This is a genomic window from Streptomyces sp. NPDC102259 (genome assembly GCF_044766465.1).
Taxonomy (GTDB): domain Bacteria; phylum Actinomycetota; class Actinomycetes; order Streptomycetales; family Streptomycetaceae; genus Streptomyces.
In genome coordinates this window covers 1-14,677 of record NZ_JBIWMA010000003.1, presented here as the reverse complement: position 1 = coordinate 14,677, position 14,677 = coordinate 1, and the positions used below count along the sequence as shown (strand labels likewise).

Genomic DNA, 14,677 nt, shown 5'->3' with positions numbered 1-14,677 from the left:
CAAGACTACTTTGTCCCACCGACACCGAACGTCGACGGGGTTGGCGATCTTCGCCAACCCCGTACACCCGAAGGCACGCCTGGCCTATCCGACCTGAGGGTCGCCCTTCGTGTACGTCAGCCGCTCCACGGCGCCGGGCCGGAAATCGTCGTCGAGCTTCTTGCCGTTGACGTAGAGATCGATCGCACCGGCGTCGCCGAGGACCAGGTTGATCTTCTCGCTGTCCTGGAAGGTCTTGGAGTCGCCCTGCTTGAGCAGGCCGTCGAAGAGCAGCCGGCCGTTGTGGTCCTTGGCGGCGACCCAGCTACGACCGTCGGTGGCGCTGACCTGGACGGTGACCTTGTCCTGGGGGGCCGCGGCGATGGCGCTGTCGGACGGTTCCGGCTTCTCGGTGACGGGCTTGTCGGACTTCGTCGTGGGTGAGGCGGTCTTGCCGGTCGTGGGGGTGGCGCCGTCGGCGACCTGCTCCTTGGACCCGTCGTCGTCACCGCCGGTGAACGCGGTGAAGCCGACGAAGCCGACCACGGCGACGATCGCGGCGACCATAGCCGCGGTCCAGTTCGGCCCGCGCCGCTCGGGGCGGATGCGTTCCGCCTCGAAAAGGGGCGCGGCCGGGGTCGGCGCCGGACGGCCGCCGTGGGTGTCGTCGAACCGCTCCATCAGCGGGGCGGGGTCGAGGTGGACGGCCCGGGCCAGGGTCCGGATGTGCCCGCGGGCGTAGACGTCCCCGCCGCAGGGGGCGAAGTCGTCCGACTCGATGGCGTGGATGATGACGATGCGGACCCGGGTGGCTGAACTGACGTCATCGACGGTCAGCCCGGCCGCGATACGGGCCTGCTTCAGGGCGCGGCCGATGGAGAGGGGGGCTTCCTCGGACGGGTCTTCGAACGGACGCTCGTCTTCAGGAGAGTTGCCGATGGACACGGGGGCGCCTTTCGAGCGTGTAGCCACCTGTGCTGGAGGTTCAGTCTAGGGGGGGTGCCAAAGGGAGGGGCAACCGGGCGGTACGACTTTGTACGCCATCGGTATGGCCGGTCACACCGATGACGGGCCGGTTACGGCCCCGGCGGGGAGCCGCACCTGTCCTCTCGCTCAACTGGACGTATGCCAAAGGGAAACGGTTGCCCACTGCTCTCTAACGGGTGAGTCACGGCCGGCCTCCACTTCCCTGACTGACGTCTACCCCCCAGAGTCCCCCCGGATCACGGCGAGCACGCCGTCCAACTCGTCCGGCTTCACGAGAACGTCACGCGCCTTGGAACCCTCGCTGGGCCCGACGATGTTCCGCGACTCCATGAGGTCCATCAGCCGTCCGGCCTTGGCGAAACCGACGCGCAGCTTGCGCTGGAGCATGGACGTCGATCCGAACTGGGTGGAGACGACCAGCTCGGCCGCCTGGCACAACAGGTCGAGGTCGTCGCCGATGTCCTCGTCGATCTCCTTCTTCTGCTTGGTGCCCACGGTGACGTCGTCCCGGAAGACCGGCGCCATCTGGTCCTTGCAGTGCTGCACGACGGCCGCGACCTCGGCCTCGGTCACGAAGGCACCCTGCATACGGGTCGGCTTGTTCGCGCCCATCGGCAGGAACAGCCCGTCGCCCTTGCCGATCAGCTTCTCGGCGCCCGGCTGGTCGAGGATGACGCGCGAGTCGGCGAGCGAGGAGGTCGCGAACGCGAGCCGCGAGGGCACGTTCGCCTTGATCAGGCCGGTGACGACGTCGACCGACGGCCGCTGGGTGGCGAGCACCAGGTGGATGCCGGCCGCGCGCGCGAGCTGCGTGATGCGCACGATCGAGTCCTCGACGTCACGCGGCGCGACCATCATCAGGTCGGCGAGCTCGTCGACGATCACCAGCAGGTAGGGGTACGCCTGGAGCTCGCGTTCACTGCCCGGGGGCGGCTTGACGGTGCCCTCGCGCACCGCGCGGTTGAAGTCGTCGATGTGCCGGTAGCCGTACGCGGCGAGGTCGTCGTAGCGCAGGTCCATCTCGCGTACGACCCACTGGAGCGCCTCGGCGGCCCGCTTGGGGTTGGTGATGATCGGCGTGATGAGGTGCGGGATGCCCTCGTAGGCGGTGAGCTCGACCCGCTTGGGGTCGACCAGGATCATCCGGACGTCCTCCGGGGTCGCCCGGATCATGACCGAGGTGATCAGGCAGTTGATGCAGGACGACTTGCCGGAACCGGTGGCGCCGGCGACCAGCATGTGCGGCATCTTCGCCAGCGAGTGCATGACGTAGCCGCCCTCGACGTCCTTGCCGAAGGCGACCAGCATCGGGTCGTCGTCCTCGGCGGACTCGGCGAGCCGCAGCACGTCGCCGAGGTTGACCATCTCCCGGTCGGTGTTCGGGATCTCGATGCCGACCGCGGACTTGCCGGGGATCGGGCTGATGATCCGTACATCGGGGCTCGCGACGGCGTACGCGATGTTCTTCGCCAGGGCGGTGATCCGCTCGACCTTCACGGCGGGGCCGAGCTCGACCTCGTAGCGGGTGACCGTCGGTCCGCGCGTGAAGCCGGTGACGGCCGCGTCGACCTTGAACTCGGTGAAGACGTTCGTCAGCGAGGCGACGACCGCGTCGTTGGCCGCGCTGCGCACCTTGCCGGGGCCGCCACGCTCCAGGAGGTCGAGCGAGGGCAGCGAGTAGGTGATGTCGCCGGACAGCTGGAGCTGCTCCGCGCGCGGCGGCAGCTCGCGCGTCTCCTGGGGGGCCGACTTGGTCAGGTCGGGGACCGCTCCCCCGCCCGTCCTGAGCTTCTCCTGCTTGGGCCGCGAGGCCGGTGCCGGAACGGGCGTCGGCGTGGTCGGCTCCCCGTCGCCGCCGCTCACCCCCTGGGTGAGGTCGGCGACGATCCGCGAGGGCGGCATGCCGTGCAGGACGGCGCCGTCGAGGTCGGCCGCGGCGGCCGCGGCGATGTCCACGGCGTCCAGCCGACGGTCCATGGCCGGCTGCGGCACCGCGGAGCGCCTGGGGCGGCCGCGCCGCCGGGAGAGCGCCTCCTGCTCGGCGTCCTCGGGATCGTGCGCCTGGGGGGCGCCCGAGCGCCGACGGGGGCGCCCGGGCAGCGCCTCGCGCCACTGCTCGTCGTAGCGCGCGTCGTCGTCGAGGTCGTCGTACTCGTCCGCCGCCGGATCGTGCAGCACACCCAGCCGCACCCCGAGCTGCCGCAGCCGCTGCGGGATGGCGTTGACCGGGGTGGCCGTGACGACCAGCAGCCCGAAGACCGTGAGCAGCACCAGCAGCGGTACGGCGAGGACCTCGCCCATGGTGTAGGTCAGCGGGGTCGCCGCACCCCAGCCGATGAGTCCGCCCGCGTCCCTTATCGCCTGCATGCCGTCGCTGCGGGCGGGCGCACCGCAGGCGATGTGGACCTGCCCGAGCACGCCGATGACGAGCGCGGACAGGCCGATCACGATACGTCCGTTGGCCTCGGGCTTCTCGGGGTGCCGGACGAAGCGCACGGCGATGACCGCCAGCAGGATCGGCACCAGCAGGTCGAGCCGCCCGAAGGAACCGGTCACCAGGATCTCGACCAGGTCGCCGACCGGGCCGCGCAGGTCGGCCCAGGTCCCCGCGGCGACGATCAGCGCGAGGCCGAACAGCAGCAGCGCGACGCCGTCCTTGCGGTGCGCGGGGTCGAGGTTCTTCGCGCCGTTCCCTATGCCGCGGAACACGGCGCCGACGGCGTGCGCCAGTCCGAGCCAGATGGCGCGCACCAGCCGGTAGACGCCCCCCGTGGGACTGGGGGCCGGCGCGGGCGCGGGCTTCTTGGCCGCGGCTTTCCTGGCGGGCGCCTTCTTCGCCGGGGCCTTTTTGGCGGCGGCCCTCTTCGCCGGAGCCTTCGCGGGAGCAGCCGCCTTCCTGGCGGGCTGCTTCTTGGCTGCGGACGGACGTGAGGCCATGGGTGTGAGGTTACCGGTGGAGACCGCAGCGGACACGTGTGCCCACTGCTTCACCCGTTCGTGTCGCCGTCCCGAAGGCGCGGAACTGACACGTCTGCCTTCGGTGGAGAGGGAACTGACGCGCCCTCACGCACAACTCGATGCGTCGCACGCGTCAGTTCCGTTCAGTTCGGCGACGGCAGCGCGGCCGTGCCCCCACCGGTGCCCGGCTCCAGGGCGTCAAGCGCCCGGCGCAGACCGGTGAGTTTGCGCTCCAGGTGCGCCGCCGTGGCCACCGCCGCCGCGTCCGCGGACTCGTCATCCAACTGCTTGGACAGGGCCTCGGCCTGCTCCTCGACGGCCGCGAGGCGCGCGGAGAGCTCGGCGAGCAGCCCCGCCGACTCCTTGACGCCACCGCCCGCGGCGGCCTTGCCGCCACCACCCTCCAACTGCAACCGCAGCAGCGCCGCCTGCTCGCGCAGCTGGCAGTTCTTCATGTAGAGCTCGACGAACACCGAGACCTTCGCGCGCAGCACCCACGGGTCGAACGGCTTGGAGATGTAGTCCACCGCGCCCGCCGCGTATCCGCGGAAGGTGTGGTGCGGCCCGTGATTGATCGCGGTGAGGAAGATGATCGGGATGTCCCTGGTCCGCTCCCGCCGCTTGATGTGCGCAGCCGTCTCGAAGCCGTCCATTCCCGGCATCTGGACGTCCAGCAGAATGACCGCGAAGTCGTCCGTCAGCAGTGCTTTGAGCGCCTCTTCCCCGGACGATGCCCGCACCAGCGTCTGATCGAGCGCAGAGAGGATCGCCTCCAGCGCCAGCAGATTCTCCGGCCGGTCATCGACCAGGAGGATCTTGGCCTTCTGCACCATGGCCCGCCCTCCTCGCCCCGGCAGTGCACCGGGCGCCGCCCCTGGGGACGACTCCGTTGCGCCGCCCTTCCTTGTGCCGGTCATGGTAGCCGCACCCCGACCGTCGCCACACCCTGTCACCGTGATGTCACTGTGCACGTAGCAGGAACGCAGCAGGAGACCAGAAGGTTCCCCGAATTCCGTCCCGCTACACGACAACGGACACCCTGAGTCAGCAACTCCGGGCACCTCCCGAAGGTTCCCGCCACGCCGCAGGTCACCTCACTCGTCCCGCATCCACTGCCGCATCACCGACAGCAGGTGATCGGGGTCCACCGGCTTCGTCACGTAGTCGGAGGCGCCCGACTCGATCGCCTTCTCCCGGTCGCCCTTCATCGCCTTCGCGGTCAGCGCGATGATCGGCAGCCCCGAGAACTGCGGCATCCTGCGGATGGCCGTCGTCGTCGCGTATCCGTCCATCTCGGGCATCATGATGTCCATCAAGACGACCGCCACGTCGTCGTGCTGCTCCAGGACCTCGATGCCCTCACGGCCGTTCTCCGCGTACAGCACCGACAGACCGTGCTGTTCCAGGACGCTGGTCAGCGCGAACACGTTACGGATGTCGTCGTCGACGATCAGCACCTTCTCACCGCCGAACCGGATGCCCTCGCGCTGGTACGCCCCGGCCTCCTGCACGCGGGCCGGCCACTGCTCCGGCCGCCCCACCTGCTCGCCGCCGCTCACCAATCGACGCCGGCGCCGGAAGAGAGCCGCCGGTCCGTTCTGCGCGTCCTGGTACGACCGCACCTCGGCCGGCATCTGGATCTCCGCCTCGGACAGCTCCGACAGCTCGCGCGCCCCGTTCTCCGAGGCCACCAGGTCACCGGCCTCCAGGGCGGGCACGACCTGCTGGTAGCCCTGCGGAGGCAGCTCGCTCGGGTGCAGCGGCAGATACAGCGTGAACGTCGAGCCGCGGCCCGTCTCGCTCTGCGCGTGGATCTCACCGCCGAGCAACTGCGCGATCTCCCGCGAGATCGACAGCCCGAGGCCGGTACCGCCGTACTTACGGCTGGTGGTGCCGTCCGCCTGCTTGAACGCCTCGAAGATCACCCGCATCTTGCTCGCCGCGATCCCGATGCCGGTGTCGGTCACCGAGAACGCGATCAGCGGCGCGTCCGCGTCGGTCAGCGAACCGGCCTCCAGCAACTGCTCCCGGATCGCCACCGGCACCTCCGCCCCGGCCGGCCGGATCACCAGCTCGACCGACCCGGAGTCGGTGAACTTCACCGCGTTGGACAGCAGGTTGCGCAGCACCTGGAGCAGCCGCTGCTCGTCGGTGTGCAGCGTGGCCGGCAGCTCCGGCGACACCCGCACGGACAGGTCGAGGCCCTTCTCCGCCGTCAGCGGGCGGAAGGTGGCCTCCACGTAGTCGACCAGCTGGACGAGCGCGATACGCGTCGGCGAGACGTCCATCTTGCCCGCCTCGACCTTCGACAGATCGAGGATGTCGTTGATCAGCTGGAGCAGGTCGGACCCGGCGCCGTGGATCGTCTCGGCGAACTCGACCTGCTTCGGCGTCAGGTTGGTGTCCGCGTTGTCGGCGAGCAGCTTGGCCAGGATCAGCAGCGAGTTCAGCGGTGTGCGCAGCTCGTGCGACATGTTGGCGAGGAACTCGCTCTTGTACCGCATCGACACCGCGAGTTGCTCGGCGCGCTCCTCCAGGACCTGCCGCGCCTCCTCGATCTCGGTGTTCTTCACCTCGATGTCGCGGTTCTGCTGGGCCAGCAGCTCGGCCTTCTCCTCCAGTTCGGCGTTGGACGCCTGAAGGGCCTTCTGCCGCTGTTCCAACTCGGCCGACCGCTCCCGCAGTTGCTCGGTCAGCTCCTGCGAGTTCTTCAGCAGCTGCTCCGTCTTGGTGTTGACGGAGATCGTGTTGACGCTGGTCGCGATCATCTCCGCGAGCTGGTTCAGGAAGTCCTTCTGGATCTGCGTGAACGGCGTGAACGACGCCAGCTCGATCACCCCGAGCACCTGGCCCTCGAACAGCACCGGCAACACGATCACCTGCGCGGGCGGCGCCTCGCCGAGCCCCGAGGAGATCTTCAGATAGCCGGTCGGGGCGTTCGCGACGAGAATCGTCCGCTTCTCCTCCGCCGCCGTCCCGACCAGCGCCTCACCGGGCCGGAACGACGTCGGCATGGAGCCCATCGAGTAGCCGTACGAGCCCAGCATCCGCAGCTCGTACAGGTCCGTGTCCCCTTCGGCCGGCGGCATCGCCAGGAAGAACGCGCCGTGCTGCGCGGCCACCAGGGGCGGCAGCTCGCTCATGATCAGCGAGGCCACGTCCTGGAGGTCGCGCCGGCCCTGCATCAGGGCGGACACGCGCGCGAGGTTGCCCTTGAGCCAGTCCTGCTCCTTGTTGGCGATCGTGGTGTCGCGCAGGTTGGCGATCATCTTGTTGATGTAGTCCTGGAGCTCCTGGATCTCCCCGGACGCGTCCACGTCGATCTTCAGGTTCAGATCACCGCGGGTCACCGCGGTCGCCACGCGCGCGATGGCACGCACCTGCCGGGTCAGGTTCCCGGCCATCTCGTTCACGGACTCGGTCAGGTCGCGCCAGGTGCCGTCGACGTCACGCACGCGTGCCTGACCGCCCAGCTGCCCCTCGGTGCCCACCTCGCGGGCGACCCGGGTGACCTCCTCGGCGAACGACGACAGCTGGTCGACCATCGTGTTGATGGTCGTCTTCAGCTCGAGGATCTCCCCGCGCGCGTCGATGTCGATCTTCTTCGTCAGGTCACCCTTGGCGATGGCCGTCGTGACCATGGCGATGTTGCGCACCTGACCGGTCAGGTTGGACGCCATGCCGTTCACCGAGTCGGTGAGGTCCTTCCAGGTGCCCGCCACACCCGGCACATGCGCCTGACCGCCCAGGATGCCGTCCGTGCCCACCTCACGGGCCACCTTGGTGACCTGCTCGGCGAACGAGCTCAGCGTCTTCACCATGGTGTTGAAGGTGTCGGCGAGCTGCTGGACCTCACCGCGCGCCTCGATCGTCACCTGCCGCGTCAGGTCACCGTTGGCGACGGCCGCCGCGACCTGCGAGATGTTGCGCACCTGCATGGTCAGGTTCTTGGCCATCAGGTTGACGTTGCCGCTGAGGTCCTTCCAGATGCCCGTGACGCCCGGCACGTGCGCCTGACCGCCCAGAATGCCCTCGGTGCCCACCTCGCGGGCCACCCGGGTCACCTGCTCGGCGAACGACGACAGCTGGTCCACCATCGTGTTGACGGTGGTGACGAGCTCCAGGATCTCGCCCTTGGCGTCCACGGTGATCTTCTTCGACAGGTCGCCCTTGGCGACCGCCGTCGTGACCTCGGCGATCTGACGCACCTGGATCGTCAGGTTGTTCGCCATGAAGTTCACGGACTGCGTGAGGTCCTTCCAGGTGCCGGAGACACCCTGCACCTCGGCCTGCCCGCCGAGCTGCCCCTCCGTACCCACCTCACGGGCCACACGCGTGACCTCCTGGGCGAACGACGACAGCTGGTCCACCATCGTGTTCAGCGTGTTCTTCAGCTCGAGGATCTCCCCGCGCGCGTCCACGGTGATCTTCTGCGAGAGGTCACCGCGGGCCACGGCGGTGGCGACCTGGGCGATGTTGCGCACCTGCGCGGTGAGGTTCCCGGCCATGCCGTTCACCGAGTCCGTCAGGTCCCGCCACACACCGGCCACGCCGGGCACCTGCGCCTGCCCGCCCAGCCGGCCCTCGGTGCCCACGTCCCGCGCCACCCGGGTCACCTGGTCGGCGAAGGCGGAGAGCTGGTCGACCATCGTGTTGATGGTGTTCTTCAGCTCGAGGATCTCCCCGCGCGCGTCGACGTCGATCTTCTGCGACAGGTCACCACGGGCCACGGCCGTCGTCACCTGCGCGATGTTGCGCACCTGGGAGGTCAGGTTCCCGGCCATCGAGTTGACGGAGTCCGTCAACTCCTTCCAGGTGCCCGACACGCCGTCCACCCGGGCCTGCCCGCCCAGTCGGCCCTCGGTGCCCACGTCCCGGGCCATCCGGGTCACCTGGTCGGCGAACGACGACAGCTGGTCCACCATCGTGTTCACGGTGTTCTTCAGCTGGGCCATCTCGCCGGAGACGTCCACGGTGACCTTCTGCGACAGGTCACCGTTGGCCACGGCCGTGGTGACCTGCGCGATGTTCCTCACCTGTCCGGTGAGATTGCGGAACGCCGTGTTGACGGAGTCCGTCAGGTCCTTCCACGTCCCGGCCGCACCCGACACCTGCGCCTGGCCGCCCAGCTCACCCTCGACCCCGATCTCCCGCGCCACGCGGGTCACCTCGGCGCCGAAGGCCGACAGCTGGTCGACCATCCCGTTGACGGTGTTCTTCAGCTCCAGCATCTCGCCGGCCACGTCCACCGTGACCTTCTGCGACAGGTCTCCGCTGGCCACGGCCGTCGTCACGGCCGCGATGTCCCGTACCTGAGTGGTCAGGTTCCGGAAGACGGTGTTGACGGAGTCCGTCAGGTCCTTCCAGGTACCCGCGGCGCCCGGCACGTTCGCCTGGCCGCCCAGTTGTCCCGCGGCCCCCACCTCGTTGGCCACCCGCGTGACCTCGTCGGCGAAGGTCCGCAGCGTCTCGGTCATCTGGTTGATCGTGTCCGCGAGCTGCGCGACCTCACCGCGCGCCGACACCGTCACCTTCTGCGACAGGTCGCCGTTGGCGACCGCCGTCGTCACCTCCGCGATCCCGCGCACCTGGGCCGTCAGGTTCCCGGCCATGGTGTTCACCGAATCGGTGAGCTCCTTCCACACGCCGTCCACACCGGACACCTGCGCCTGGCCGCCGAGGATGCCCTCGGTGCCCACCTCGCGGGCGACCCGGGTCACCTCGACCGAGAACCCGGAGAGCTGGTCCACCATCGTGTTGACGGTGTTCTTCAGCTCGAGCATCTCGCCCTCGACGTGAACCGTCACCTTCCGGGACAGATCACCCTTGGCCACGGCCGTCGTCACCAGCGCGATGTCCCGCACCTGCGCCGTCAGCCGGTACGCCATCGTGTTGACGGACTCGGTGAGGTCCTTCCACGAACCGGACATACCGCGCACCTGGGCCTGGCCGCCCAGCTTGCCCTCGGTCCCCACCTCACTGGCCACACGCGTGACCTCGTCGGTGAACGTGGAGAGCTGGTCGACGAGGTTGTTGACCGTCCGCCCCACCTTCAGGAACTCACCGCGCAGCGGATGCCCGGTCCCCTCCGGCGTGTGCGTCCTGAGTTCCATCCGCGGCGACAGATCGCCCTCGGCGACCGCCGACAGCACCCGCCCGACCTCGGAGACAGGCCGTACGAGGTCGTCGACCAGCGCGTTCGAGTTGTCGACGGCCGTCGCCCAGGAGCCCTCACAGGCGCCCGTCTCCAGCCGCTCGGTGAGCTTTCCCTCACGTCCCACCATGCGCCGCACCCGCGACAGCTCACCCGTGAGATGCATATTCCGGTCCGCGACCTCGTTGAACACGGCCGCGATCTCCGACATCACGCCGTCGCCGGACACCGTGAGCCGCTTGCGGAAATTACCGTCCCGCATGGAGCCGAGGGCCCCCAGCAGCCGGTTCAGGGCCGCCGTGTCCACGACGGTCGTCCCACCAGGTGTCCGTGGCCTGCTCAGAGACTGTCCGCCTTTCGCGCGCGCCTTAGTGCCCCGCGTCGCTGCGCCAGACTCCACTTGTCCCTCCCGCAGGGGTCGACCGTTACCGCTGTGCCTGGGTACTACTGCTCGCCGTACCTGTTGCCACTCGGTTTCCCGCCCGATGAAATCAGGCGGACCCGGGGGGCTGCTGCCCCCTGTACTCAGAAGACACCCGGTCTGCCCGGACCTTCACAAGGAGCCTGCCCAGTGTTTCACCCTTGCCGAACCAGGCCATAACAGTTCGGCAGCTTCGCACATCGTCCGCACACCCTCGGGCGGAAACACTGGCGACCGGCATCCGTACGGGCCGGGAAGGTAAGTAACCTTGCATGCGGCTGTCCAGCCACGCCGGTCCGACCGGCCTGGGCGGTGGCACGAGCACGAGCGGGCATCGGAGGGGCGGCCGCACACATGACCACCGGACTGATCCCGGGGGGACAGACCCCGGACCCCCGGCCTTCCAGCACGCGCCCGCCCCACCAGCGAGGCGACCTGACCGGCCAGGGAGCCCTGCACGTCGACGACCGGCCGAGGAGTTCAGTGATCACCGCGCGCGCGGCTGCCAGTTTCGAGCCCGTCGGGAGATCTGTGGCGACCGCCCGCTCCTTCGTCCGCGACACCCTCCAGGGCTGGGGCTTCGCCGACATCATCGACGACGCCGTGGTCCTCACCAGCGAACTGGTGACCAACGCGGTCGTCCACGCGGGCACCCACGCCGACGTCCTGTGTCTGCGCAGCGCCGACGGCGTACGCGTCGAGGTGTCGGACCGGTATCCGGAACGTGAGATTCCCCTCCAGGGGTCGCTGGCCACCATGGGCAGCCCGGACCGCGAAGGCGGCCGCGGCCTCCAGCTGTGCGCGGCCATCGCCGGCCGCTGGGGCGTCGAGTACACCCCCACCCACAAGCAGGTCTGGTTCCAGCTCGACCTCCCCGACCGCCCGGTCGGCACCCGCACGGCCGGCCCCTCCCTCCCGGCCGACCTCCTCCCGCTCGCCGACAGCCGGGTACGCGTGGCCGTCGTCCAGATCGACCGGGCGGGCGCCATCTCGGCCTGGAACGAGGACGCCGAGGAACTCTTCGGCTACCCGGCCGACCAGGTCACCGGCAAACCCCTCACCGACTTCGCCGCCTGGCCGCAGACGCCCGGCACGAGCACCGGCATCGTCGAGGCCCTCCAGCTCTCCCGCTGGGAGGGCAGCTACGGCGTGCGCGGCGCCAACGGCCGTGTCACACCCGTGTACGCCTCCCACCTCCGCGTCCGCGACACCGACGGCGAGCCCTCCACGGTCTGCCTGCTCGTCCGCGACCACGAACGCGCGGTCCTCCAGACCCCGTCGCGCGGCCCGGCCTCCGACCAGGCCACCACCTCGGACGGCCAGAACACCGACCCCTTCGAGGTGTTCATCGGCTCCCCGGCCCCGGACGATCTCGACGGCCTCCTCCAGCGCACGGTCGAGCGCGCCCGCGACATGCTCGACGGCGACTCGGCCTTCCTCCTGCTGGCGACCGACGACGAGACGGAGCTGGAGGTCCGCGCCTCCACGGGCCTGCCCTCCGCCCGCCAGCGCTTCGCGCGCGTGCCCGTCGAGGCGGGCCCCGGCCGCTACGGCTCCGCCCGCATGCCGGCCGTCCACGAGGACCTCCTGGCCGTCCCCGGCGCCGTCCCCCTGCTCAACGGCACGGGAATGCGCTCCGTCGTCACCGTCCCGCTCAAGGTCGAGGGCCGCCTGACGGGCTCCCTCGGCGTGGCGGCGGAGGGCGCCGGCCGCTACTCCAACGAGGAGGCGCTGCGCCTCCAGTTCGCGGCCGACCGCATCGCCCTGGCCGTGGAGTCGGCCCGCCTCGGCGAGTTGGAACGCCTGCGCCGAGGCTCCCTCAGCTTCCTCGTCGAGGCCTCCGACCTCCTCGCGGGCACCCTGGACCGCGATCAGACCCTGGCTCTGATGGCCCAGATGACGGTTCCGACCCTGGCCACCTGGTGCGCCGTCTACACGATCGCCGACCAGGCCTCCGACCCCTACCTGTCGTACGTCCTGCACGAGGACGAGGAACTCATCGACGGCATCAAGTCGTTGCTCTCGAAGATCGCACCGCCCGACCCGGTCCCCACCCCGGGCGCCCGGGTCTGGGCGGCCCCGGCCGCCGCCGCCCACGACGCGGCCCTGCGCAGCTCCATGCGCAGCCTCGGCCTGACCGGCGGCCCGAACCACCAGGTGGCGTCCGGCATCGGCCCCACGCTCGCCACCGCCTCGGCGGTGGGCGGCGAGACGGTCGTCCTTCCGCTGGTCGCCCGCAACCGCGTCATCGGCATGCTGACCCTCGGCAAGCCCACCGACGAACACTTCCGCCAGGAAATCCTGGAACTGGCCGAGGACTTGAGCCGCCGAGCGGCCCTCGCCCTCGACAACGCCCGCCTCTACTCGGAGCGCACGGCCATCAGCCAGGCCCTCCAGCGCAGCCTCCTGCCCCCGGAGACTCCCAAGATCGACGGCGTCGAGGTCGAGGTCATCTACCGCGCGGCCGGCGAGGGCAACGAAGTCGGCGGCGACTTCTACGACGTCTTCCCCATCAGCGACGGCGTCTACGGCTTCGCCATCGGCGACGTCTGCGGCACGGGACCGAACGCGGCGGCGGTGACGGGACTGGCCCGGCACGCCCTGCGGCTCTTGGCCAGGGAGGGCTTGAGCGGCCCGGCCGTCCTGGAGCGTCTGAACTCCGCGATCCTCGACGAGGGCGCCCGCAGCCGCTTCCTGACCCTCCTCTACGGCGAGATGCGCCCGCACGAGGACGGCAGCGCCGAGCTGAAGGTGGTCTGCGCCGGCCACCCGCTCCCCCTGCGCCTGCGCCAGGACGGCACGGTCGAGGCGGCCGCCGAGCCCCAGCCGCTGCTGGGCGTCATGGAGGACCTGGAGCTCTACGAGCAGACGGTCATCCTCGATCCGGGCGACGTCCTGCTCTGCGTCACGGACGGCGTCACCGAACGCCGTGAGGGCACTCGCATGCTGGGCGACGACGGCCTCGCCGACGTCCTCACCACCTGCACCGGTCTCACCGCCGGCGCGGTCGCGGCCCGCATCATGCGCGCGGTGGAACGCTTCGCGTCCGACGCCCCCTCCGACGACATGGCGATCCTGGCGATGCGAGTGGCGTGAGAAGAAAGTACGCAGGGCATGAGAAAGCCCCCGCCCGGAAGGGCGGGGGCTTTCTTTGTGGAGCCCTCTAACGGAATCGAACCGTTGACCTTCTCCTTACCATGGAGACGCTCTACCGACTGAGCTAAGAGGGCCGGCTGCTTTTTCGAGGTTTCCCTCGCGGCAACAGAACAGATCGTACCCCGAAGTGGCCGGTGTTCCCAAACTCGTTCAGAAGGCGGGCTGAAGCAGTCCGCCGAGCGCGTTGCAGGCGGACACGATCCGCTGCATGTCCCGCTTCGTCAGCGAGGCGTCCACCGGCAGCGCCAGGGTCTCGTCCGCCGCGAGCTCGGTCTCCGGCAGGGACACACACCGCCGGAACTCGGGCAGCCGGTGCAACGGGGTCTTCACCGGCACCCGGCACTCGACTCCCTTTCCCCGCAAGGCCCGCGCAAAGGCGTCGCGATCGGGCCGACCGTTCCCCGGCACCCGTACGACGTACTGCTGATACGTGTGCCCGTCCCCGCCGTCCGGCATCCGCACCCCACGCAACCGCCCGTCCAGGTAAGCCGCCCGCTCCCGACGCTGCGCGATCTCGGCGTACGGCGCCTCGGACTCGCCCTGTTCCAACACCAGCAGCCCGTGCCGCTGACCCACCCCGTGCAACCGCCCCACATCCGCCGGCCGGCCGAAGCGGTGCACGACAACAACCGCCGCGGTGCGCGGAGTTACGACCGCTTCGACGGCGGCCGGGTCCAGGCAGTACGTCACCGGATCGACATCGGCGAACACCGGAAGCGCCCCCGCAAGGGCGACCGCTCCGGCGACTTCCATATTCCCGAAGGCCGGCACGATGACCTCGTCACCGACTCCGACGCCTGCGGCCCTGAGCATTGCGGCAGTACCCATGTCGTGGATGCTGAAGGCGGAACATGAACTTCAAGTGGCCGAAAACAAAAAAGGGTTGGTCCCTGAACCAAAGTTCAGGGACCAACCCTTTGAATGATTGTTCGGCGGTGTCCTACTCTCCCACAGGGTCCCCCCTGCAGTACCATCGGCGCTGTAAGGCTTAGCTTCCGGGTTCGGAATGTAACCGGGCGTTT

Annotated in this window: 6 protein-coding genes, 1 tRNA gene and 1 rRNA gene; 1 reads left to right on the top strand and 7 read right to left on the bottom strand. The window is 69.6% G+C overall.

Features of this window, described 5'->3' with window-relative positions; all coding sequences use genetic code 11:
* Window positions 1-84: 84 nt before the first annotated feature.
* The 4 genes from ACIRPU_RS08780 to ACIRPU_RS08765 form a co-directional block, all read right to left on the bottom strand.
* Entirely contained in the window at window positions 85-924 is an 840-nt protein-coding gene (locus ACIRPU_RS08780) for a helix-turn-helix domain-containing protein (protein WP_384117069.1), read from the bottom strand.
* Window positions 925-1,179: 255 nt separating this feature from the next.
* Entirely contained in the window at window positions 1,180-3,903 is a 2,724-nt protein-coding gene (locus ACIRPU_RS08775) for a DNA translocase FtsK (protein ID WP_403863641.1), read from the bottom strand.
* Window positions 3,904-4,067: 164 nt separating this feature from the next.
* Window positions 4,068-4,757: a two-component system response regulator gene (locus tag ACIRPU_RS08770; RefSeq protein ID WP_057605621.1), complete on the bottom strand. Its 690-nt coding sequence runs from the start codon at window positions 4,755-4,757 to the stop codon at window positions 4,068-4,070.
* 261 nt (window positions 4,758-5,018) lie between these two features.
* Complete coding sequence (locus ACIRPU_RS08765) at window positions 5,019-10,478, bottom strand: HAMP domain-containing protein (protein WP_403863636.1); 5,460 nt, start codon at window positions 10,476-10,478, stop codon at window positions 5,019-5,021.
* Window positions 10,479-10,853: 375 nt separating this feature from the next.
* Here ACIRPU_RS08765 and ACIRPU_RS08760 point away from each other — a divergent pair, with 375 nt between their 5' ends.
* On the top strand, window positions 10,854-13,595 hold the full coding sequence (locus ACIRPU_RS08760) for a SpoIIE family protein phosphatase (protein ID WP_403863633.1): 2,742 nt from the start codon (window positions 10,854-10,856) through the stop codon (window positions 13,593-13,595).
* A 58-nt stretch (window positions 13,596-13,653) separates the two neighbouring features.
* On the opposite strand, the gene ACIRPU_RS08755 is transcribed toward ACIRPU_RS08760, so the two are convergent.
* The 3 genes from ACIRPU_RS08755 to rrf all read right to left on the bottom strand — a co-directional run.
* Window positions 13,654-13,729 (bottom strand) — tRNA-Thr (locus tag ACIRPU_RS08755).
* A 76-nt stretch (window positions 13,730-13,805) separates the two neighbouring features.
* Window positions 13,806-14,468: a DegT/DnrJ/EryC1/StrS family aminotransferase gene (locus tag ACIRPU_RS08750; protein ID WP_385565786.1), complete on the bottom strand. Its 663-nt coding sequence runs from the start codon at window positions 14,466-14,468 to the stop codon at window positions 13,806-13,808.
* A 114-nt stretch (window positions 14,469-14,582) separates the two neighbouring features.
* Window positions 14,583-14,677 (bottom strand): 5S ribosomal RNA (gene rrf, locus ACIRPU_RS08745); the annotation flags it as partial.